The organism is Streptomyces sp. NPDC053431, from assembly GCF_044544925.1.
Classification (GTDB): domain Bacteria; phylum Actinomycetota; class Actinomycetes; order Streptomycetales; family Streptomycetaceae; genus Streptomyces.
The window spans coordinates 690,953-710,606 of record NZ_JBITXX010000002.1; the positions used below are offsets into that span (position 1 = coordinate 690,953).

Here is a 19,654-nt window from a genome sequence, read left to right on the forward strand (position 1 = left end):
GGGGTGGGGGGGGGCCGGGGGCTGGGCTGACGGGTTCGGGGGCGGGCTGGGCGGCGCCGGGGGTGGGTGGCGCCCCCCCCCCCCACCGCAGGACCCGCACTACGCGGTCCCGGCCGGACTCTCTCCGGCCGCGCGCCGCCTGGCGCCGGGTGAGGTCGGTCTGCGAGACCACGCCCATGACCTTGTCGTCGTCGTCCACCACCGGCAGACCGCTGATGCGGTGGGAGGTCAGCAGGCGGGCGAGCTCCTTGAAGGAAGTGTCGGGGTGTGCCTGGACCACTTCGCCGGTCATCACCTCGCCCACCGTCCGGTGCTTCACCACGGTCCTCATCTCCATTCGCCTGATCGACTCTTGCCGGCTGCCCACGGCGTCACGGTCTTCGTCCCCAGCAGGGGGGAACGGGTCTCGGGGGTGCGGATGTGAGGGTCCACTTCGAGGGAGGCCGGGGTGCTTCACATGCCGAAGACGATGCGTGCCTTGACCCGGCCGTCGAGCACCTCGTCGATGCATTCGTTGACGGACGAGAGGGGGCGGGTCTCGTAGAACACGCGGGTGCGTCCGGCGGCGCCGCGTGGATGTCCGTGTGACACAGCCCGGACGCCTCGACACGGATGCGTACCTGCCCTGGGCCGGGCACGGGATCGGGCCGCTCCTCGATCACCAGCGGCTCTCCCAGCGCCTTCACCACTGCTGCCTTCATCGCCTGCTCCTCTTGTTCGTCGTTACAGAGTGGTGCGAGGCGCCAGGAGAGGACAGAACCGGTCAGGACCCGTATCGCGGGCCGTTCGACCCATGATCCGCCGGGCCGCTCGGCACGTGCGGGAGACGAGGGCCCAACGGCCCTGGGGCATCCCGTTCGACCCCTGCCCCGCGGCAGGCGGGCGCCCGCACGCTGACACCACCTGCATCGGCACCCGGGGAGGGCGACGGCCATGACCGTACGCATAGGAATCAACGGCTTCGGACGCATCGGGCGCAACTACCTGCGCTGCCTCATCGGAACGTGCGGAGGCCGCCTGCGGCACCCCCGTGGAAGTGGTCGCCGTCAACGACCTCGCCCCTCCGGCCGCGCCGGCCCACCTGCTCACCTACGACTCCACCCACGGCAGGCTCGGCCACACCGTCGAGCACGATGACGAATCGCTCACGGTGGACGGGCACCGCATCGCCGTCAGGTCCCGCTCCCGCAGCAGGCGCGAACGCCTACGAAGACCAGTCGGCCCCGGCCAACCCGCGCATGCCGATGCTGGACGACATGGAGGAGATCATGCGAGCCGCCTACTACGCCGGGCCCCGGCCACTGCCTTGATCTGACGCTCCGGGCCACCCGCTCGGCCATTAGGCTGTCACGATACGGGCGGGTGATCGACGGAGGAGGCCCAGTGGGCGTGGAGGAGCCGCTGTCGCGGATGCCCCAGATGCGGCTCGACGAGCTGCTGGAGGAACTGCAGGCGCGCATCAACGCCGCACGTGGCACCCGGGACCGTGTGCACAGCCTGCTGGAGGCCGTCGTCTCGGTCGGCCGGGAACTGGACCTCTCCCAGGTGCTGCGACGGATCGTGGAAGCCGCCGCGCTGCTCGGCGACGCCCAGTACGCGGCGCTTGGAGTGATCGGGCCGGACGGCCGGACCCTGTCGCAGTTCCTCACCTTCGGCCTGACCGAGGAAGAGATCGCGAAGATCGGCCCCCTGCCGGCCGGACACGGCATCCTGGGTGAACTCATCCGCAAACCCGAGCCGCTGCGCCTGACGGAACTCGGCGCCCACGAGGCGTCCTACGGTTTCCCTGCCCACCACCCGCCCATGCGGACCTTCCTGGGCGTGCCCATCCGGGTGCGCGATGAGGTCTTCGGCAATCTCTATCTGACCGACAAGCACGGTGGTGTGGCTTTCGATGCCGAGGACGAGTCGGTGATCTCCACGCTGTCCGTCGCCGCCGGTGTCGCCATCGACAACGCGCGCCTGTACGACGCGTCGCTGCGCCAGCAGCGCTGGCTCCGGGCAAGCGCGGAGATCACCAACCGCCTCCTCTCCGGCAGCCCGCGGCTGGCGGTGCTGGAGCTCATCGCCCGTCGCGCCCAGGAGATCACCGGGGCCGGACTCGCCGACGTCTCCGTTCCCGTCCCCGGAACGGACGACCTCGTCGTGGAACTGGCCGTCGGAGCGGACGACAGCACCCGCAACGGACTGGTGGTACCGATCGAGGGCACCCTTTCCGGCGCCGCGCACCAGGCCGGCACGCCCGTGACCACCGTCGCCCTCGCGCAGGACGACCGCTACACCGCAGACCCCCGCCGCTTCGACGGACTGGGCCCTGCGGTCGCCGTGCCCCTGGGAACCGCCGCCAAGGACACCCGCGGTGTCCTGTTGCTGGCCCGGCACCAAGGAGACCCGGTTTTCACCGAAGCGGAGCTGGAGCCGCTGCTCGCCTTCGCCGGACAGGCCGCGCTCGCCCTGGAGCTGGCCGAGCGCCGCAGCGACGCCGAGCAGCTCGCCCTTCTGGAGGACCGCGACCGCATCGCCCGTGACCTCCACGACCTGGCCATCCAGCGGCTGTTCGCGACCGGCATGACCCTGCAGAGCGCGGCGCGTCTCGTGCAGCACGAGGGCGCCGCCGAACGGGTCTCGCGGGCCGTCGGGGACCTCGACGAAACCATCAAGATCATCCGCTCCACGATCTTCGGCCTGCGCGCCCGCGAGGAGGACACGGGACCGAGTCTGCGCGCACGGGTCGCCCGCGCCGTGGGCGAGACGGCGACCACGCTCGGCTTCCCGCCCCGTCTGAGCATGGAGGGCCTGCTCGACACGGACGTGCCGCCGCACGTGGCCGATCATGTCACGGCAGCCCTGACCGAAATGCTCAGCAACGCCGCCCGCCACGCCCACGCCACCCGGGTCGAGGTCACCCTCCAGGCCACCTCCGACGAAGTCGTCCTCACCGTCACGGACAACGGCCGTGGCATCCCCGCCGACGGCAGGCGCAGCGGCCTGAGCAACCTCGGGGAGCGGGCCCGCAGCGTGGGTGGCGCCCTGGAGATCGTCTGCCCTGAGGAGGGCGGCAGCCGGCTGGTATGGCGCGCGCCTCTCATCTCCGGCCCCGCGGAGTAGCCGCCGTATCCCCAGCCGGAGCGCGTCCGCTCCTCCCGGGTGGGACCGGGTCCGGTGACCCGTCTGCCGGCCTCCCGCCGCTCCGAGGGGGTGCCGTGCAGCGGGTGCCCGCAGTCCCGGTGGCGGGGGCGTGTGCCGCCGCGGAATTCGGCTGTCCGCACGACCGGCAGGCCCCTACACGGTCAGTTGCATGCCCGTCACCAGGTCCGGCCGGATGCGCAACGCGGTTGTCGTGGCAGGGGTTTGCGCCCATGGGCGCAGACGGGCGGCGAAACCCGCGAGTTCCCCCTCCTCGGTGACCCGGCGGGCGTATCCGGTGACCACCACGCTCCAACCGAGGTGCGTCTCGGGGTCGATGACGTCAGCCTCGTAAGCCACCACGACACCTGCGGCCTGGGTAGGCGTCACGATGGAGGCGAGCGTGGCGCCGTCGTGCAACTGGACGATGATGTCCTCGCCGTCCATGACGTGGTTGACCGGACGGATGGCCGGCAGGGCCTGATGCGTGAAGACGATGCGCCCGAGCGAGATGCTGCCGAGCAGCTGCAGAGCCTCGGCACGGCCGAGCTGTCCCATTCGTCGCGGCGCCACCGCCTCACGGTGGTCGTCCACCGTGGTACTCGCGGCTTCGTCCTTCATCGTGCTCACCTTCTGCTCCGGCTCGGCCCCGGACGGCTTCGCCGCCTCCGGCCAGCGTCTCCCCTTGAACGGCGGCTCGGTAGGGCCGAACGGACCTTCTCGGCCGTGCCGGTTGCCGGCGGTTCCGAAGGCTGCGTCTTCGCGACGGGTCACGCGAAGGAGCAGGGCACAGCGCGGTCCACGCCCAGGGCGCGGATGACACGAGCGGGAAGTCGCTGGATGCGGCACAGGCGCAAACGCACACCGGCCGCTGCGCACCGGCGGTGCATGCGCAGGAACAGCGCCACGCCGGAACTGTCGCAGAAGGTGACGTCCGCCAGGTCGAGCAGCAGTTCAGCCTCGGTCTGCCGTGCCAGGTGGGTCAGCTCCGCCTCGATGCGCGCAACGGTGTACAGGTCCAGCTCCCCGATCAGGGCGACTGCCGTCGTGCTGGGGTCCAGCGGGGCCGTGGTCAGGCTGATCGGGAACGTCGTCATGGCGGCTGCCCAGCTTTCTTGATTCAGGCGTGTTTTCTGGGGACTGAGTGCCCCGGCCGTGCCGGCGCCGGAAGTCCATCAGTGCGCGAGCGTGGACAGCAGGTCCAGCGGGCCCGTACTCAGAGGGCCGAACGTCCCTCGCGGCGATGCCTCGGCGCAGTGGAAACACGTGGCCGAAGGGCGAGGAGGGCGACGGGTGCCGTTCAGCCGGCTCGTGATCGTCGGCCCCAGGATGGGCAGGGGATCTGCGACATCGGATACGGCTGTTTCCGGACCCTGGCCGGCTATGAGGGCCATCCGGCCCTGGGCGATGGTCCCGCTCGCACGGCACGATGCGTGTGGAGCCCTCAGGGGCGGAGAACTCGGCGAACACGGAGTGTGTGATGACGGACAGCAGCGGCGGCCTCACGGAGAAGGAGCCGGTCAGGGTCTTCCTCCTTGACGACCATGAGGTGGTGCGTCGCGGTGTGCACGACCTCCTGGACGCCGAGCCCGATCTGACGGTGGTCGGGGAGGCGGGCACGGCGGAGCAGGCGCTGGTGCGGGTGCCCGCACTGCGCCCGCAGGTCGCCGTTCTCGACGTGCGACTGCCGGACGGGGATGGTGTGAGCGTGTGCCGGGATCTTCGCTCGCGCATGCCCGACCTGGCCTGCCTGATGCTGACGTCCTTCGACGACGAGGAGGCACTGCTCGACGCGATCATGGCTGGCGCGTCCGGCTACGTCCTCAAGCAGATCACCGGCACCGACCTGGTCAACGCCGTGCGTACGGTCGCCTCCGGCCAGTCCATGCTGGACCCCGGCGCCACGGCCCGGGTCATGGCCCGGCTTCGTGGCGGGTCCCCCCAGGAGGAGCAGCGGCAGGGGCTGCCGGGACTGACCGAGCGGGAGCGGGAGATCCTCGCTCTGGTGGGGGAGGGACTGACCAACCGGGAGATCGGCAAGCGGTTGTATCTGGCGGAGAAGACGGTCAAGAACAACATTTCCCGACTGCTCGCCAAGTTGGGTGTCGAACGCCGGGTGCAGGCCGCCGTCATCGCCACCCAGGCACTGGCTGCCCGGGTGGACCAGGGTGGTGCGGCCGGGCGGTAAGGCCGCCCGGGAGTCTGAAGCCGGTCCGACATGCGGATGTGAACCGGTGAAACAGCCCCTGCCTGGTCCTCCACCAGAGCTGAGCAGGGGCCGCGGTCGGCATTGAGCGATGTACGAAGAACGCGAAGGGGCTCGGCAACAGGCCGCCGGGCCCCTTCTGCTTCGATCCCGGCGACGTCTGGACGGGCCCTTGTCGTGCATATCTCCTCGACTCGGGTTCGGATGTCGCTGCCGCCTGTCTTCGTGATCGATGCCAGTGCGTTTCCAGATGTCACCCGGCCATCGCGACGGCCGTCGGTGTCATGAGGAATCGGGTGTAACGGTTCGTGTTCCTCGAGGTAGGCAGCTGCCGTGTTCACACGACAGCGGAAGCCGGACGAGTTGCCGCCGACCGAGCTGTGGCATCACGCGGGAGGGGACTACGAGGAGGCTGTCAGTCGTGCGGTACGACGGCGACGGGACTGGGGGCATGGTGCAGGGCGGCATGGGCGACCGACCCGATGCGGGTACCGACAGATGCCCGGCGCGTCCGTCGGCCGACCACGAGCAACTGCGCGTCCGACGCGGTGGACAGCAGTACCTGGCCCGCGCTGCCGATCTCGACGTGCTCAATCACCGGGACGTCGGGAAACCGTGTGCGCCACGGGGCGAGTGCCTCCGCCAGGGCCTTCCTCTCGAACGGCTCCAACCCTCCGGCCTCGTCCGCGAGGAGCATCGAGCCGGGGCTGTATGCGAAGACCGGCGGCAGGCTCCAGGCCCGTACCGCACGCAGGGCCGCGCCGCGTGCTGCCGCCTCCTCGAAGGCGAAGCCGAGTACCGAGGCGCTGTCCTCCGGCGTGCCCTGCTGGCCCACGACGATCTCGCCGCCCTCCGCCCGGGGCGTATGCCCGTCGCGTGCGCGCACGGAAACAACGGGCCGTTTCGCGGAGGCGATCACCTGCTGACCGTAGGAGCCGAGGAGGAAGCCGACGAATGCCCCGTGACCCCGCGAACCCAGCACCAGCATCTCGGCTGCTTCGGCTTCCTTCAGCAAAGCGGCGACCGGGGTGTCCTGGACCACTTCGGCGGTGACCGTGAGGGCCGGGTGGCAGCCGGCGACGCGCGTCTCGGCCTCGCGGAGCACGGCGCGGGCGGACGTGGCCTGCGTCTCCCTGTCCTGGACGACGGGGACGTCCAGGGGCTGCCAGAGCCAGGCGTGCACGATACGCAGCGGCATACCCCGCAACTCGGCTTCGCGCGCCGCCCAGTCCGCCGCTGCGAGGCTCTCCGCGGAGCCGTCCACTCCTACGGTGATGACGCTGGTCATGAGGGTGCCTCCATACGGTTCGAGGGCATGGCCGCTTCGGCCGTGCTTCCTGTCATCAGCCTCTCTGGGGACGCGGTGGTCCGCCGAGGGCCCATCGGCCCTGTCTCCCGGCCATTCGGTCACGGCGGCGTGGCGGTCCGGCCGGTGAAGTGTGGTGGCGGGGTCTGTCGGCCCACAGCAGGGACCTCCGGCCCCCTGCGCGCACTGCCCAGGCCGATCACTGTGGGGGACAGGCCCGCCCAGCAGCGCCCCGGAGTGCCGGAACGGCGATCTTCGGGTCCCTGAGGACAGCCCGCGTACGCCGCGTCCGGCCCGCCCGGCCGCCAGACCCATGGAGTCTCCATGTCCCGCACCGTCACCGCCGGCCTCGACGGATCCCCCGAAAGCCTCGCCGCCACGCAGTGGGCCGCCCAGGAGGCATGGCGACGTGCCGTGCCGCTGCGGCTGCTCCGTGTCTGGAGCATCGACGAGGATCCCCGCACCCGTGTGGTCGATCCGGCGACGGCACGGGAATGGGGCGAGCACACGCTCGCCATCGCCGAAAGGCGGCTACGGCGCCGCCACCCGGGTCTGGACGTCGAGACGGCGTGGGTGGTCGGCGACCCCGTGGAGGAGCTGTGCGGTGCTGCCGATGAAGCGGACCTGCTGGTGCTCGGCTCCCGTGGTCTGGGTGGCCTGGCCGGTTTCCTCGCAGGGTCGGTCTCCCTGGCGGTGCTCGCCCGCACACGGCGACCAGTCGTTCTCGTCCGCCCGCACGGCCTCCTGGAGCCCGAGGAAGAACGTACGGGGGAGGTGGTCGTCGGTCTGGACGTGTCCGCCGCCGGCGACGAGCTGCTCGCCTTCGGCTTCGCCGCCGCCGACCGGTACGGCTGCGGACTGCGCGTGGTGCACCGGTGGGCCGTTCCGGCGCTCTACGGACCCGACATGGTCGGCGCACTGCCGCTGCTCATGACGGAGGTCGCCGCGGACGCGCGGAGGGCGCTCGACGAGGCGCTGGCTCCCTGGACCGAGAAGTTCCCGGACGTGGCGGTGGTCCGCGACTGCCGCCAGGGCCGGCCGGCGCAGGACCTGACGGAGCTGTCGCGCGACGCCCGGCTCGTCGTCGTCGGCCGCAAGGTCCGCCCGTCACGGATCGGCACCCACATCGGGGCCGTCACGCACGCGGTCCTGCACCACTGCCCGGCTCCGGTCGCTGTCGTACCTCACGACTGAACGGGCCCTACCGCAGAGCGGCGCGCATGGCACCGCCCGTTGCGGCATCGTCCCCGGACGGCTCGGGCAGCCATGCCGCCCAAGCGGCTGCCTCGCCCTCTCTCAGCGGCGACACCGCGCGGCTCGTGAGGGAGGGCACAAGGTCCCTCGTGTTCTCCGGCGACCCCACCTGGGTCACCGAGTCCATCGGCGGCATCGGGGAGGACAGCCGCCCCCTGGTCACGCGCACCTCCTTCCGCTTCCTCCAGACCCTCTACAACCTCGGACCCGCTCCGGAGCCCAACCCGACCGTGCTCTGGTCCGGTCGGCTGCCCGAGGGGTTCAAGCGGTTCTGCGCCCAGGTCTCCATCGACACCAGCTCCATCCAGTACGAGTCCGACGAACTGCTCCGCCCCCGCACGGGTGACGATTCGGCGATCGCCTGCTGCGTCTCCGCGATGGCGGTGGGCAAGCAGATGCAGTTCCTCGGCGCCCGCGTCAACCTCGCCAAGGCCCTCCTGTACGCGATCAACGGCGGTCGCGACGAGATGACCGGCGAGCAGCTCGCCCCGACGACAGCCCCGCTGACCGGCGAGTACCTCGAGAGGGCCGCGAGTCCCGGCCAGAGTGATCGCCAACAGGGCCGCCCTTCACGCAAATGCCAGCCGCTCGATGTCCGGCAGGCGTTCCTGAGCCCCACGCGGCAGCGACAGCCTTGTGCAGACCAGTGGCCGTTCCAGAGCCCGCGTGGTCCCCGCCCGCGACCACACCGTACCCTTTTGAAGAATTATGCAATTCGCTAGTTTCATCGGCGGGCATCTTCCGAGAGGGCATCAGGTGGCCGGGTCCGCCGACGCTGTGCGCCCAGCCCGCAGCCCGAAGGAGGAGTGGACACCATGAGTGGCACCTCGGACGACGAGGACCGGAAGGAGAAGGGCGTCTGGTTGCGGGCCTTCTTCTACATCTTCGGCACGCACCTGTTCGCCGGGTTCGTCTGGCTGCTGTTCTACGTCGGCCAGCACGCCCAGAAGTAGAGGGTTCCTCTCGCGTTCGCGCGGGACGTGCCGGCCCGCCTCGGTGTGGCGAGGGTGATCACCTGAGCCGCCCGGCTGGCCGCGCCCCTGCGCGAGGGGCCGATGGGGCGGAGGAGAGGGCTGATCATTCTGACGCAGCATTGAGCACGGTGAACGGCGACTTTGCGGACAGCCTGCCTGTGTCCCGGCCGAAGGGCGGGTGATCTGGGCATGGTTCCGGGAGCCGTGCACCTGCGACGGCTTCCCGTCCACAGCGCGGGGGCGCCATGGAGGTGGCCGCCGCCCGTCGTCCCGGAGGTGCTGTCCATCGGGGACGTCGGACGGCGACCACCGGTCAGCGACCCGCCCCGCGGGCGGGGACTTCAGCCAACTGCTGCGCGCGGAGGTGGCAGAGGGTTTCGGCCTGGGCGGCCAGGACCTCGGAGAGGATCTCCCCGGCCACCCGGAGCAGCTCCGCCATGCGGCCGCCGGTCAGCGAGCAGAAGGCAGCGGTGCCTCCTTCAGAGGTGACGACCCCTCGTCCACGTGGTAGGTGACCGACCGAGGGACGGAAGCGGCCTGGACCGGCGTTCTCCCCGCTTCTCCCGCCTATAGGTGTTGGCGCTCGCGTGCCGGTCAGATCTTCTTGACCACGCTCGACTTGAGCTGCATGTTGCCGAAGCCCTCGATGCGACAGTCGATGTCGTGGCCGTCGACTCCGTCGACCAGTTTGATGTTGCGCACCTTCGTGCCGGCCTTGATGCCGGAGGGGCTGCCCTTGACCTTCAGACTCCTGACCACGGTGACCGTGTCACCGTCGGCGAGGACATTGCCGACGGAGTCCTTGACGACCTTGTCGCCCGTACCGTCGGCGGCCGCGTCCCCGGCGGGCTGCGCCCATTCGTGGCCGCACTCGGGGCAGACGAGGAGGGCGCCCATCTCGTAGGTGTAGGCACCGGCGCACTCGGGGCAGGGCGACAACTGGTTCTCGGCGTTCTGGGCCACGGGGAAGATCCGTTCCACTTGGTCGTTCTCGGAAGTTCATAATTGCATAATTCTGCAGTTCGTTAGATGCTTGAGTGGCCGCGCCCGCAGGTAGCCGCGGGCGCGGCACCCAGAGCCCGAGACTTCTGTGACGGGCTCGGCGAACGAGGAGGGTAGGGGCGTGCCGGTTCCGCTGTACCAGGCGAAGGCCGAGTTCTTCCGGATGCTGGGGCACCCGGTCCGCATCCGGGTTCTGGAGCTGCTGCAGGACGGGCCGATGCCGGTGCGCGACCTCCTGGCGGAGATCGATATCGAGGCGCCGGCCCTGTCGCAGCAGCTCGCCGTGCTGCGCCGGTCCGGAATCGTGAACTCCAGCCGCGAGGGATCAACGGTCGTCTACACCCTGGCCGGCGGTGACGTACGTGACCTGATGCAGGCCGCGCGCCGGATCCTCACCGAAATGCTGGCAGGGCAGAACGAGCTCCTCGCCGAGCTACGGGATACCGAGGCGGCGGAGCGGTGAGCACGCTGGGGAAGCGGATCCGTTCCCTGCTGCCCACCCGCGCCGACACCGCCGCGATGGCCCGAAACCCGCGGCGCGACCTGCTCGCCGGTCTGACGGTCGCCATCGTCGCCCTGCCCCTGGCTCTCGGCTTCGGCGAGACGTCCGGGCTGGGCGCCGCGGCCGGTCTCGCGACCGCGGTCGTCGCGGGCGCGCTCGCCGCCGTGTTCGGCGGCTCGAACCTTCAGGTCACCGGCCCGACCGGGGCGATGACCGTCGTCCTCGTCCCCATCGTCGCCCAGCACGGACCGAGCGGCGTGCTGACCGTGGGACTGCTCGCGGGCCTCATCTGCGTCGGCCTGGCCCTGCTCCGGGCCGGCCGCTACATGGCCTACATCCCCGCCTCCGTCGTCGAAGGCTTCACCCTGGGCATCGCGCTCGTCATCGGCCTCCAGCAGGTCCCCAACGCCCTCGGTGTCCCCAAGCCCGAAGGCGACCGGGTCCTGGCGGTGACGTGGCGCGCCGTCGGCGAGTTCGCCCAGGCCCCGAACTGGACGGCCCTCGGGCTCGCCCTGGGCGTCGCCGCCCTCATGCTCGGCGGTGCCCGGTGGCGGCCCACGGTTCCCTTCTCGATCCTCGCGGTGATCGCCGCCACCGTGGTGGCGCAGGTCTTCCACCTGGACCGGGCCAAGCCGATCGGCGAGCTGCCCGCCGGCCTGCCCGCCCCTTCCCTCGGCTTCCTCGACCTCTCCGCGCTGGGCTCCCTGATCGCTCCGGCCGTCGCCGTGGCGGCGCTCGCGGCACTGGAGTCACTGCTGTCGGCGAAGGTCGCCGACGGCATGACCGTCGGCCAGAAGCACGACCCCGACCGTGAACTGTTCGGGCAGGGCCTGGCGAACATCGCCGCCCCGCTGTTCGGCGGTGTCCCGGCGACCGGCGCAATCGCCCGTACCGCCGTCAACGTCCGTACGGGAGCGTCGTCCCGGCTCGCCGCGCTCACCCACGCGGCGGTACTCGCCGTCATCGTCTTCGCCGCCGCCCCGCTCGTGTCGAAGATCCCGCTCGCCGCCCTGGCCGGTGTCCTGCTCGCGACCGCGGTCCGGATGATCGAGGTCGGCTCACTGCGCGCCATGGCACGGGCCACACGCTCCGACGCCGTCGTCCTGGTCCTCACCGCCGTCGCGACCCTCGCGCTCGACCTCGTGTACGCCGTCATCATCGGCCTCGCCGTAGCGGGCGCCCTCGCCCTGCGAGCGGTGGCGAAGCAGGCTCGCATCGACCAGGTGGACTTCCGCCCCGACCTGCCCGGCGAGCACTCCGACGAGGAACACGCGCTCCTCGCCGAGCACATCGTCGCCTACCGGATCGACGGACCCCTCTTCTTCGCCGCTGCCCACCGCTTCCTCCTCGAGCTGTCCGACATCGCCGACGTCCGGGTCGTCATCCTGCGCATGTCACGGGTGACGACCATGGACGCGACCGGTGCGCTCGTCCTCAAGGACGCGGTGGAGAAGCTGAACCGGCGCGGCATCGCTGTCATGTCCTCCGGCATCCGGGCAGGGCAGCGCCAGGTCCTCGACTCCGTCGGCGCCCTCGACCTGCTGCGGTACGAGGGCCGGGAGTACGCGACGACCCCCGAGGCCATCGCGGGCGCGCGCGCCCACCTTCAGACGGCGGGCCTGCTCACCGCCGTTCCCACGCAGAAAGCCGGTGCCCCGCCGAGCCCTCGCGCGGGGAAACGATAAGCACCACACCGGAGCCGATGCCGTTCCGCCACGTCCTCATCGCACCGACGAGACCCGCCTCGCCTCGGTGCGCCTGGCACGCGAGACCACCGAGATGACCTACGCGGAGTGGTCAGGGTGAGGTGATCTTCTCTCCCGCATGCCGTGCCGGGTGGGCGACGAGTTCGCGGACCGTGAGGACGACCCCAGCGGCGGCCTCACGGCCGGGCCGTAGTCCCAGGCCGGCCAGGAAACCTCGGGCGACAGCGCGGGCTCCGGAGGGCGAGGACACTCCCTCGAATTCGACTGTCCGCGTCCCGGCGCCGATGCTGGTGTCGTCGGTCCCCGCCACACCTCCACTTCACCGTACGCGGGAGCGGTCACCCGCTTGCGTAGCGTGCGGAGGGTGCCGGGACGGACGCCCCGGCACCCTTGACCAACAGTCGCGGCGTGGGGAGCGTCAGCTCACCAGCACGGACCGACCTGCTCGCCCAAACCGCCCCGGCGCCCCGCAAGGGTGCACCGGGCGAGCTCGTGCTCCGGGGGGTTAGCTGGAGGTGTACCGGGGCTCGCGAGGCGGCCGACCGGATCCGCCGGCCTGCGGTGCGAAAGGAGGCACCTGTGATGTCCAGCACCGTCAAGGACATGCTCGCCACCTACCCGGCCGACCTCGGCGACGTCGACCGAGACAAGCTGACCCGCTGCATCGAAGCGTGCATCGCCTGCGCGCAGGCGTGTACCGCGTGCGCGGACGCCTGCCTGTCCGAGGGCATGGTGGGCGATCTGACCAAGTGCATCCGTACCGACATGGACTGCGCCGACATCTGCACCGCCACCGCGTCCGTGCTCTCCCGCCACACCGGCTACGACGCGAACATCACCCGCGCCATGCTCCAGGCCTGCGCCATGGCCTGCAAGGCGTGCGGCGACGAGTGCGCCTCCCACGCCGACATGCACGAGCACTGCCGCATCTGCGCCGAAGCCTGCCGCTCCTGCGAGACGGCCTGCAATGAGCTGATGGGAGCCCTGGGCTGAGCTCTGCGAGCGCCGCCGCGGACCCGGTCAGCCCGCCGAGCCGCGAAGGGCACGCAGGGGGGCGGCGTCGCCGAGGTGCCGGCGGACCGCACTGCCATGCCGCTGTCCGGCTGCCCGCCGGGGCGCCGCCTCAGCGGGCGTCGGGCTCTGCTCGCGCTGCAGGTGATGCCCGTATCCCGTCTCGGGTTACGCCGCGGCTCGAACACCGACAGGGCGGCCGCCGCGTACAGCACTACCAGGGCGGCGGCCGCGTGCGCGATCAGCTGCGTGCCACCCTCGACCCCTGGGGCATGTCCCTCACTCCTGAGCACTACGTCATCCTGGACACAGACCGGGGCGCCATCCGTCACCTCTTCATGCCGGGAAGCGGCTGGGACGCGCTGACAGCACTGCGCACCTCATGCGAGGGACCGGAGCTCGCTCAGCCGTAAGAAAGCGACTCGTCAGGCCGCTTGGTGCGTGGGGTCAGTGTGGTGGTGTGTTGCGGCGTGGGGTCGGTGTGATGAGTCCCGTTTCGTACGCGGTGATGACGGCCTGGGTGCGGTCGCGCAGGTGGAGTTTGGTGAGGATGCGGGTGATGTGTGTTTTGACCGTCGCCTCGCTCAGCTGGAAGTGGGCTGCGAGTTCGGTGTTGTTGTGGCCGCGGGCGAGTGCTTTGAGGATCTGCAGTTCGCGGGGTGTGAGTACCGCTAGGTCCCGGTGGGGGACGGCCGTTGCCGGGTCGGTCGCCGGTGAGGTGAAGCGTTCCACGAGTCGGCGGGTGATCGTCGGTGCGAGAAGTGCGTCGCCTTGCCGGACCATCCGGACGGCTGCGGTGAGCTGTTCGGGGGTGACGTCCTTGAGGAGGAAGCCGCTGGCTCCGGCGTGTAGCGCGGAGTAGACGTTGCGGTCGAGATCGTAGGTGGTGAGGACGAGGATCCGGGGTGGCGGTTCGATGCCGGTGTCGGCCAGGATGCGGCGGGTCGCTTCGAGGCCGTCCGTGCCGGGCATGCGGATGTCCATGAGGACGACGTCGGGGCGGGTGTGGCGGACCGCGGTCACGGCTTCGTCGCCGTCGGCTGCTTCGGCGACGACGTCGATCCCGTCGGCGGTGAGGATCATCCGGAATCCTGTGCGCACAAGTGCCTGGTCGTCGGCGATCACCACGCGGGGTGTGTCGGTCACGTGTCCTGCCTGACGGTGTGTTGCGGGCCGTGTGGTGGGGGAGTGGCCGGTAGGGGGATGACCGCTCGGACGTGGTAGCCGCCGCTGGGGCGGTGGCCTGCCTGCAGGGTACCGCCGTACACCGCCAGTCGTTCGCGTAGACCGATCAGGCCACGGCCGCCTTCGTCGTCGTTCGTTCCGGTTCGGGTTCGGCCGCCGTTGTCGGTCACTTCCACGTGGAGTTCGTCGGGCGTGTGGCTCACGGCGACGGTGACCTGGGCGCCTTCGGCGTGTCGTATCGCGTTCGTGAGTGCCTCCTGCACCACGCGGTAGGCCGCGAGTCCTATCCCGTCGGCCGGTTGGATGGGTGTGCCGTGCACTGTCAGTTCGACCGGGAGGCCGGTTTGTCGCACTCGGTCGACGAGTTCTGTCAGTTGGTCGAGTCCTGGCTGCGGTGCCAGGTCGGGGTCGGTCAGCTCGTTGCCGGGGCCGGACGGTGAGCTGTCGGATGCCATGGTCAACAGGCCCATGACGTGCCGCAGTTCGGACATGGCTGTGCGGCCGGCCGTCTCGACGGCGTGCATGGCCTGGCGGGCCTGCTCGGGAGCCGTGTCCAGTACTTTGCGGGCTGCGCCTGCTTGGATCGTCATCATGCTGACGTTGTGGGTGACCACGTCGTGCAGCTCTCGTGCGATCCGGGCCCGCTCTTCGGCGACGGCTCGCCGCAGCGCTTCCTGCTGCTGTTCGTGCAGGAGCCGTGCCCGCCGCCGCCAGGTCTGTACGGCCTGGGCGGCGAGCCCGGCCGGCAGCAGCACGAGCAGCGGGATCAGGCCGGGGTTGACCTCCGGTACCAGGTGCAGCGCCGGATACAGCACTACCCCCAGCGACAGCGATGCGACCGCGGCCTTGCGGTGCGGACTGTGCACGACCGCGCTGTAGGCGGCGATCAGACCGGATGTGAAGGTGATGGTGGTGGCGTCGGGCGCCGGATCCCCCCACAGGTGCAGCGCCGCGGTCAGCGCGGTCACCGCCCAGAACACCGCGAGGGGAAAGCGGCGGCGCAGCACCAGCGGCAGGGCGGTCAGCAGGACCAGGGCCAGCTCCCACGGCTCGGCCGCCGGGAGCGTGTGCTCGACGGCCGGCACCGGACGTGGCACGGGCGCGCCCCCTGTGGCTGTGGGCGCCGGCAGGTCCGGCAGCTCGGGCAGCTCCGGCACCCGTGGGGGCGTGTCGCCGCCGTCGGTCCGGAGTTCCACGTACGAGCGGTTCAGGTCTCCGGCCACCGCGGCGACGGCCAGAGCGACGGCGAGCAGCCCATCCGCCGCCCACGACCAGCGGGTCAGCCCCGCGACTGCCTCTTTCCAGCGCATCCGCCCAGTCTGCCAAGGCGGCGACGGCGGGAGATCGCCCACGAGGCGCAGAGCCGTCGTCCTCCGGCGTACATCTCAGGGATGACGCCGGCGGGCGTCAGCCCGGCACGGTACGGATCTTCGTCACCACGGCCGACGCGCCCCCGGGGGCCCCACGCCTAGCGTTCCGGACGATCCCGAACCGACCCGCGACGCCACCGAACGCTTTCCGGAGGACACGTGCCCGGCATGACAGACGAACCATCCCGCCCCGATCCGACCCGCCCCGATCCGGCGGGGCGTGGGTCCCGCCCCGATCCCGCACGCCCCGATCCGGCCCGCCCCGACCCTGCGCGCCCCGATGCCGCCCGTCTCGATCCGGCCCGCCCCGACCCTGCGCGCCCCGATGCCGCCCGTCTCGATCCGGCCCGCCCCGACCCTGCGCGCCCCGATGCCGCCAGCCTCGGTCCGGCCCGTCCCGATCCGACCCGCCCCGGTTTCGTACGGCCCGCTCCCATCGCCCCGATCGTCGACGTGTGCGGGGTCAGCAGGACGTACGACGCGGACCGGGCCGTCCTGAGCGATCTCACGCTTCAGATCGAGGCCGGTGACGCGGTCGCCGTCCTTGGCCGTTCGGGCAGTGGGAAGTCGACGCTGCTCAATCTGATCGCCGGTCTCGACCGGCCCACCTCCGGCACCGTGACGGTCGACGGCCGGCGTGTGGATGCCATGAGCGAGACCGCCTCGGCCCGTTTCCGGCGTTCGCACATCGGGATGGTGCACCAGTTCTTCCATCTCCTCGACGATCTGACGGTCCGTGACAACGTGTTGCTCCCCGCGCAGCTGGCCGGAGTGCCGCGTGCCGAGGCCGCCGCCCGCGCCGCGGAACTCCTCGACCACCTGGGTGTCGCCCGGCATGCCTCGGCCCACCCGGGCACCCTGTCCGGCGGTGAACGCCAGCGCGTCGCCGTCGCCCGGGCCCTGATGAACCGTCCGCTCCTGCTTCTTGCCGACGAGCCGACCGGAGCTCTGGACTCGGCCTCCGGCGCGGACGTACGCGGACTGCTGCGGGAACTCAACGCCGAGGGGCAGACGATCGTCCTGGTCACCCACGACCTGGCTCTCGCCGAGGCCTGCGCCACCCGCACCGTCGAGCTGACGGACGGGCGGATCACGCGGGACGAGCTGACGGACGGGCGGATCACCCGGGACGAGCGGGCGGTGTGCCGATGAGCGGGCGACAGGGCACCGCCCTGGGACGCGTGGTCCGCGCCGGTGTCGCGCGGCGACGGGTGCAGACCGCCGTGGTGGTCCTGACCACACTGCTGTCGGTCGCGGCCGCGGTACTCGCGCTCGGCCTCCTGGTCGTCTCGCAAAAGCCCTTCGACCGTGCCTTCGCCCGGCAGAACGGCGCCCACCTGACGGCACAGTTCGACGGCACGGCCGTCACGGCCGGGCAGGCGGCGGCGACGGCCCGCGTCACCGGTGTGGCCGAGACGGCCGGCCCTTTCGCCGTCGTTTCCGTACGCCTCTACGGTGACAGCGCGCCGCCCGGCTTCGAACCGCCGCCGCTGACCGTGGCCGGACGTTCCTCTCCTGACACCGTGGTGGACCGGGTGAGCCTGGTGGAGGGCCGCTGGGCGAGGGCACCGGGCGAGATCGTGCTGGAGAAGGGGTCCGAGCTCCCGTACATGCGCCCGGGCACCGTCCTGACGGCCCGCCAGGGCACGAACGGCGGCGGCTCCGGGCCGGGCGGCAGGCAATCCACCCCGGACGCGGCGCCGGGCCTCCGGCTCACCGTGGTCGGGATCGCGGAGTCCGTCGGGGAGAGCGCCGACGCGTGGGTGGTGCCCCGGGCCGTCGCGGCCCTCGCCGGCGGCCGCCCGGACCGGCCCGACCTGCAGATGCTGTACCGCCTCGACCGTTTCGCGACCGCCGCGGACATCGACGCCGCCCGGGCCGCCGTCGCCGCCGTCGTCGGCCCGCGGGCCACGGCCGGCACCCAGTCGTACCTCGACGTGCGGCAGACGGCGCAGGAGAACACCGCCGCCTTCATCCCGTTCGTCACCGCCTTCGCCGTCCTGGGCCTGACGCTGTCCGTCCTCGTCATCGCGATCGTGGTGAGTGGCGTGGTCGGTGCCGCGACCCGGCGGATCGGCGTCCTCAAGGCGGTCGGCTTCACCCCGTTCCAGGTCGGCCGGGCCTATGTCGCCCAGGCCCTGCTCCCGGCGGCCGCCGGCGCCGTGCTCGGCGTGGCCCTCGGAAACGCCGTCGCCGTCCCCGTCATGGCCCAGCTGGCGACAACCTACGGGACCGCCGAGATCCTCCTCCCCCTCTGGGTCGATCTGGTCGTGCCGACCGGTGTCCTGCTGGTCGTGGCCGGCGCCGCGTACGGACCCGCGCTGAGGGCGGCCCGCCTGCCGACCGCCGACGCCCTCACCTCCGGCGGGCCCGGGCGGGCAGGACGCGGCGGACTCGCGGGAGGAGCGGGCCGGCTGCTCGGGCGGCTGCCGTTGCCGCGCCCGGCGGCCCTCGGCCTGGCGGGCATGGTCACCCGCCCCGGCCGCTCGGCCACGACGGCCGCCGCCGTCGCCCTCGGCGCGCTCACCGTGACCTTCGCCGTGGGCCTGGGCGCGACCCTGGCCGCCATCACGACCGATGGCGACCCGGACTCCGCGGTCGACGTCGTCGGCCGCACGCTCCTGCCCCTGGACACGGGCCCCGCGGCGACGCCCGCCGCTCCCGCCGACCCGGCCCAGGTGACCGCCGTCCTCCACTCCCTCCCGCAGACCGACCACTTCTACCGCACGGCCCGCACCCAGGTGGGCGTCGCCGGACTCAAGGGCGGCGTGCCGTTCGTGGGCTACGAGGGCGATTCCACGAACGGCGGACACACCATGGTCACCGGCCGGTGGTTCACCGCCCCGGGCGAGGCCGTCGTCCCCTCCCGTTTCCTGCAGACCACCGGCCTGTCGGTCGGTGACACCCTCACCCTCCGGGAGCAGGACCGCACGGCGCGGCTGCGGATCGTCGGCGAGGTCTTCGACCTCGGCGGACAGGGCATGGCCATCCGCGCCCAGACGGCGTCCGTCTCGGCTCTCCAACTGCGCTACCTGCCCTCCGAGTTCCAGATCACCCTCGAACCGGGCACGGACGCCGAAGGCTACGCCGAACAGCTCGACACGCGGCTGCGGCCGATCGGAGCACAGGCCGAACCCGCCGAACCCGGCACGTCCAGCGTCATCCTGGCCATGCAGGCCCTCATCACCATGCTGACCCTCATGCTCGTCGCCGTCGCCGCCCTCGGTGTCCTCGACACGGTGGTCCTCGACACCCGTGAACGGGTGCGCGACCTGGGCATCCTCAAATCCCTCGGGATGACACCGGCCCAGACCGTCGCGCGCGTCCTCACCTCGGTCGCCGCCACCGGCCTGCTCGCGAGCGCCGTGGGCGTTCCGCTGGGCGTCGCCCTGCACCGCGCCGTGATGCCGGCGATGGGCCGCGCCGTCGGCACCCCCCTCCCTCCGGTCGACCTCGACGTCTACGGCGCTCCCCTCCTCGCGGGCCTCACCCTCGCCGGAGTGCTCATCGCGACGGCCGGCGCCCTGCTCCCGGCCGGCTGGGCGGCCCGCACGGACACGGCCCGGGCCCTGCGCACGGAGTGACCACCCCTGAATGGGCCCGCCACACAAGGCGGAGGAGAGGGCCCGGGGCGGACCCCCCAGGCCCCTCCCCGCCCGAGCGGCACGCCGGCGGCCTCACAGCCCGCCCCATGACGCCGTCCCCGGCGCAGGCCCGCCCGACCGGCACGCCGGAGGCCTACCGCCCGCGCCATGACGCGGCGCCCGCCCCGCCGGCGGCTCGGCCGCCGGCGTGGAGTTCCGCGATGCAGTTCCGCTCAGCCACCGCGGCCGTCAGACGCACGGCCTGTGGAGCACCGCCGTACGTAAACGGGTCACTGCTTGCCGTGCGTGGGGCGGGTCGGAGTCTGCTGTGTGTGTGGGGGGCGGGGCGGGGGAGGTGGCGGGCGGGCTGGGGGCCCTTGTCCGACCGCGAGCTCGGCGGGAAGTATGTCCGCGTGCATTCCCGAACG

17 protein-coding genes and 4 pseudogenes are annotated in these 19,654 nt (G+C 71.7%); 12 read left to right on the top strand and 9 right to left on the bottom strand.

Annotated elements, in window-relative coordinates:
• Together ACIGXE_RS09190 and ACIGXE_RS09195 are read right to left on the bottom strand one after the other, a co-directional pair.
• Positions 1 to 511: pseudogene (locus ACIGXE_RS09190) on the bottom strand (CBS domain-containing protein); the annotation flags it as partial.
• Positions 512 to 533: 22 nt separating this feature from the next.
• Positions 534 to 701: pseudogene (locus ACIGXE_RS09195) on the bottom strand (zinc-dependent alcohol dehydrogenase); the annotation flags it as partial.
• A gap of 232 nt (positions 702 to 933) precedes the next feature.
• Between ACIGXE_RS09195 and ACIGXE_RS09200 the strand changes: the two are divergent.
• A pseudogene (locus ACIGXE_RS09200) lies at positions 934 to 1,174 on the top strand (glyceraldehyde 3-phosphate dehydrogenase NAD-binding domain-containing protein); the annotation flags it as partial.
• Between the two features lie 209 nt (positions 1,175 to 1,383).
• On the top strand, positions 1,384 to 3,108 hold the full coding sequence (locus ACIGXE_RS09205) for a GAF domain-containing protein (protein ID WP_399745072.1): 1,725 nt from the start codon (positions 1,384 to 1,386) through the stop codon (positions 3,106 to 3,108).
• Between the two features lie 174 nt (positions 3,109 to 3,282).
• Here ACIGXE_RS09205 and ACIGXE_RS09210 read toward each other — a convergent pair whose 3' ends face one another.
• Positions 3,283 to 3,900, bottom strand: a complete 618-nt coding sequence (locus ACIGXE_RS09210) for a pyridoxamine 5'-phosphate oxidase family protein (RefSeq protein WP_399745074.1) — start codon at positions 3,898 to 3,900, stop codon at positions 3,283 to 3,285.
• Positions 3,897 to 4,223, bottom strand: coding sequence for an STAS domain-containing protein (locus tag ACIGXE_RS09215; RefSeq protein WP_399745076.1), 327 nt, complete (start codon positions 4,221 to 4,223; stop codon positions 3,897 to 3,899). Before ACIGXE_RS09215 ends, ACIGXE_RS09210 begins: the two co-directional genes overlap by 4 nt.
• A gap of 383 nt (positions 4,224 to 4,606) precedes the next feature.
• Between ACIGXE_RS09215 and ACIGXE_RS09220 the strand changes: the two genes are divergently transcribed.
• Positions 4,607 to 5,314, top strand: coding sequence for a response regulator (locus tag ACIGXE_RS09220; RefSeq protein WP_399745078.1), 708 nt, complete (start codon positions 4,607 to 4,609; stop codon positions 5,312 to 5,314).
• Positions 5,315 to 5,747: 433 nt separating this feature from the next.
• Here the strand turns inward: ACIGXE_RS09220 and ACIGXE_RS09225 are convergent, their stop codons facing one another.
• Positions 5,748 to 6,620 carry a universal stress protein gene (locus ACIGXE_RS09225; protein WP_399745080.1) on the bottom strand — a complete coding sequence of 291 codons (873 nt, stop codon included), beginning with the start codon at positions 6,618 to 6,620 and terminating at the stop codon, positions 5,748 to 5,750.
• Positions 6,621 to 6,962: 342 nt separating this feature from the next.
• Between ACIGXE_RS09225 and ACIGXE_RS09230 the strand changes: the two genes are divergently transcribed.
• The 3 genes and pseudogenes from ACIGXE_RS09230 to ACIGXE_RS09240 all read left to right on the top strand — a co-directional run bounded on the left by ACIGXE_RS09230 (position 6,963) and on the right by ACIGXE_RS09240 (position 8,845).
• Entirely contained in the window at positions 6,963 to 7,832 is an 870-nt protein-coding gene (locus ACIGXE_RS09230) for a universal stress protein (RefSeq protein ID WP_399745082.1), read from the top strand.
• Positions 7,833 to 7,858: 26 nt separating this feature from the next.
• A pseudogene (locus ACIGXE_RS09235) lies at positions 7,859 to 8,416 on the top strand (pyruvate formate lyase family protein); the annotation flags it as partial.
• Positions 8,417 to 8,707: 291 nt separating this feature from the next.
• On the top strand, positions 8,708 to 8,845 hold the full coding sequence (locus ACIGXE_RS09240; RefSeq protein ID WP_399745084.1) for a DUF6126 family protein: 138 nt from the start codon (positions 8,708 to 8,710) through the stop codon (positions 8,843 to 8,845).
• Positions 8,846 to 9,179: 334 nt separating this feature from the next.
• On the opposite strand, the gene ACIGXE_RS09245 is transcribed toward ACIGXE_RS09240, so the two are convergent.
• Entirely contained in the window at positions 9,180 to 9,305 is a 126-nt protein-coding gene (locus ACIGXE_RS09245) for a hypothetical protein (protein WP_399745086.1), read from the bottom strand.
• A 155-nt stretch (positions 9,306 to 9,460) separates the two neighbouring features.
• Positions 9,461 to 9,829, bottom strand: a complete 369-nt coding sequence (locus tag ACIGXE_RS09250; protein ID WP_399745088.1) for a zinc ribbon domain-containing protein YjdM — start codon at positions 9,827 to 9,829, stop codon at positions 9,461 to 9,463.
• Between the two features lie 160 nt (positions 9,830 to 9,989).
• On the opposite strand from ACIGXE_RS09250, the gene ACIGXE_RS09255 reads away from it, so the two are divergent.
• The 4 genes from ACIGXE_RS09255 to ACIGXE_RS09270 all read left to right on the top strand — a co-directional run bounded on the left by ACIGXE_RS09255 (position 9,990) and on the right by ACIGXE_RS09270 (position 13,500).
• Complete coding sequence (locus tag ACIGXE_RS09255; RefSeq protein ID WP_384410684.1) at positions 9,990 to 10,331, top strand: ArsR/SmtB family transcription factor; 342 nt, start codon at positions 9,990 to 9,992, stop codon at positions 10,329 to 10,331.
• A 56-nt stretch (positions 10,332 to 10,387) separates the two neighbouring features.
• Positions 10,388 to 12,055 carry a SulP family inorganic anion transporter gene (locus tag ACIGXE_RS09260; protein ID WP_399745186.1) on the top strand — a complete coding sequence of 556 codons (1,668 nt, stop codon included), beginning with the start codon at positions 10,388 to 10,390 and terminating at the stop codon, positions 12,053 to 12,055.
• Between the two features lie 603 nt (positions 12,056 to 12,658).
• Positions 12,659 to 13,069, top strand: coding sequence for a four-helix bundle copper-binding protein (locus ACIGXE_RS09265; RefSeq protein WP_399745091.1), 411 nt, complete (start codon positions 12,659 to 12,661; stop codon positions 13,067 to 13,069).
• Between the two features lie 251 nt (positions 13,070 to 13,320).
• On the top strand, positions 13,321 to 13,500 hold the full coding sequence (locus tag ACIGXE_RS09270) for a hypothetical protein (RefSeq protein ID WP_399745093.1): 180 nt from the start codon (positions 13,321 to 13,323) through the stop codon (positions 13,498 to 13,500).
• A 34-nt stretch (positions 13,501 to 13,534) separates the two neighbouring features.
• Here ACIGXE_RS09270 and ACIGXE_RS09275 read toward each other — a convergent pair whose 3' ends face one another.
• Positions 13,535 to 14,233, bottom strand: a complete 699-nt coding sequence (locus tag ACIGXE_RS09275) for a response regulator (protein WP_399745095.1) — start codon at positions 14,231 to 14,233, stop codon at positions 13,535 to 13,537.
• Complete coding sequence (locus ACIGXE_RS09280; RefSeq protein ID WP_399745097.1) at positions 14,230 to 15,582, bottom strand: sensor histidine kinase; 1,353 nt, start codon at positions 15,580 to 15,582, stop codon at positions 14,230 to 14,232. The genes ACIGXE_RS09275 and ACIGXE_RS09280 overlap by 4 nt, the downstream gene beginning before the upstream one ends.
• 495 nt (positions 15,583 to 16,077) lie before the next feature.
• Here ACIGXE_RS09280 and ACIGXE_RS09285 point away from each other — a divergent pair, with 495 nt between their 5' ends.
• Both ACIGXE_RS09285 and ACIGXE_RS09290 read left to right on the top strand, forming a co-directional pair.
• Complete coding sequence (locus ACIGXE_RS09285) at positions 16,078 to 16,794, top strand: ABC transporter ATP-binding protein (RefSeq protein ID WP_399745188.1); 717 nt, start codon at positions 16,078 to 16,080, stop codon at positions 16,792 to 16,794.
• The gene (locus ACIGXE_RS09290; protein ID WP_399745099.1) at positions 16,791 to 19,226 is read left to right on the top strand and encodes an FtsX-like permease family protein; all 2,436 of its coding nucleotides are present in this window, start codon (positions 16,791 to 16,793) and stop codon (positions 19,224 to 19,226) included. The genes ACIGXE_RS09285 and ACIGXE_RS09290 overlap by 4 nt, the downstream gene beginning before the upstream one ends.
• Positions 19,227 to 19,654 lie beyond the last annotated feature (428 nt).

Coding starts and splice junctions, on each gene's coding strand:
- ACIGXE_RS09240 (WP_399745084.1), top strand. CDS start 8,708: ATGAGTGGCACCTCGGACGACGAGGACCGGAAGGAGAAGGGCGTCTGG.
- ACIGXE_RS09225 (WP_399745080.1), bottom strand. CDS start 6,620: ATGACCAGCGTCATCACCGTAGGAGTGGACGGCTCCGCGGAGAGCCTC.
- ACIGXE_RS09260 (WP_399745186.1), top strand. CDS start 10,388: ATGGCCCGAAACCCGCGGCGCGACCTGCTCGCCGGTCTGACGGTCGCC.
- ACIGXE_RS09230 (WP_399745082.1), top strand. CDS start 6,963: ATGTCCCGCACCGTCACCGCCGGCCTCGACGGATCCCCCGAAAGCCTC.
- ACIGXE_RS09220 (WP_399745078.1), top strand. CDS start 4,607: ATGACGGACAGCAGCGGCGGCCTCACGGAGAAGGAGCCGGTCAGGGTC.
- ACIGXE_RS09290 (WP_399745099.1), top strand. CDS start 16,791: ATGAGCGGGCGACAGGGCACCGCCCTGGGACGCGTGGTCCGCGCCGGT.
- ACIGXE_RS09245 (WP_399745086.1), bottom strand. CDS start 9,305: ATGGCGGAGCTGCTCCGGGTGGCCGGGGAGATCCTCTCCGAGGTCCTG.
- ACIGXE_RS09265 (WP_399745091.1), top strand. CDS start 12,659: ATGTCCAGCACCGTCAAGGACATGCTCGCCACCTACCCGGCCGACCTC.
- ACIGXE_RS09215 (WP_399745076.1), bottom strand. CDS start 4,223: ATGACGACGTTCCCGATCAGCCTGACCACGGCCCCGCTGGACCCCAGC.
- ACIGXE_RS09280 (WP_399745097.1), bottom strand. CDS start 15,582: ATGCGCTGGAAAGAGGCAGTCGCGGGGCTGACCCGCTGGTCGTGGGCG.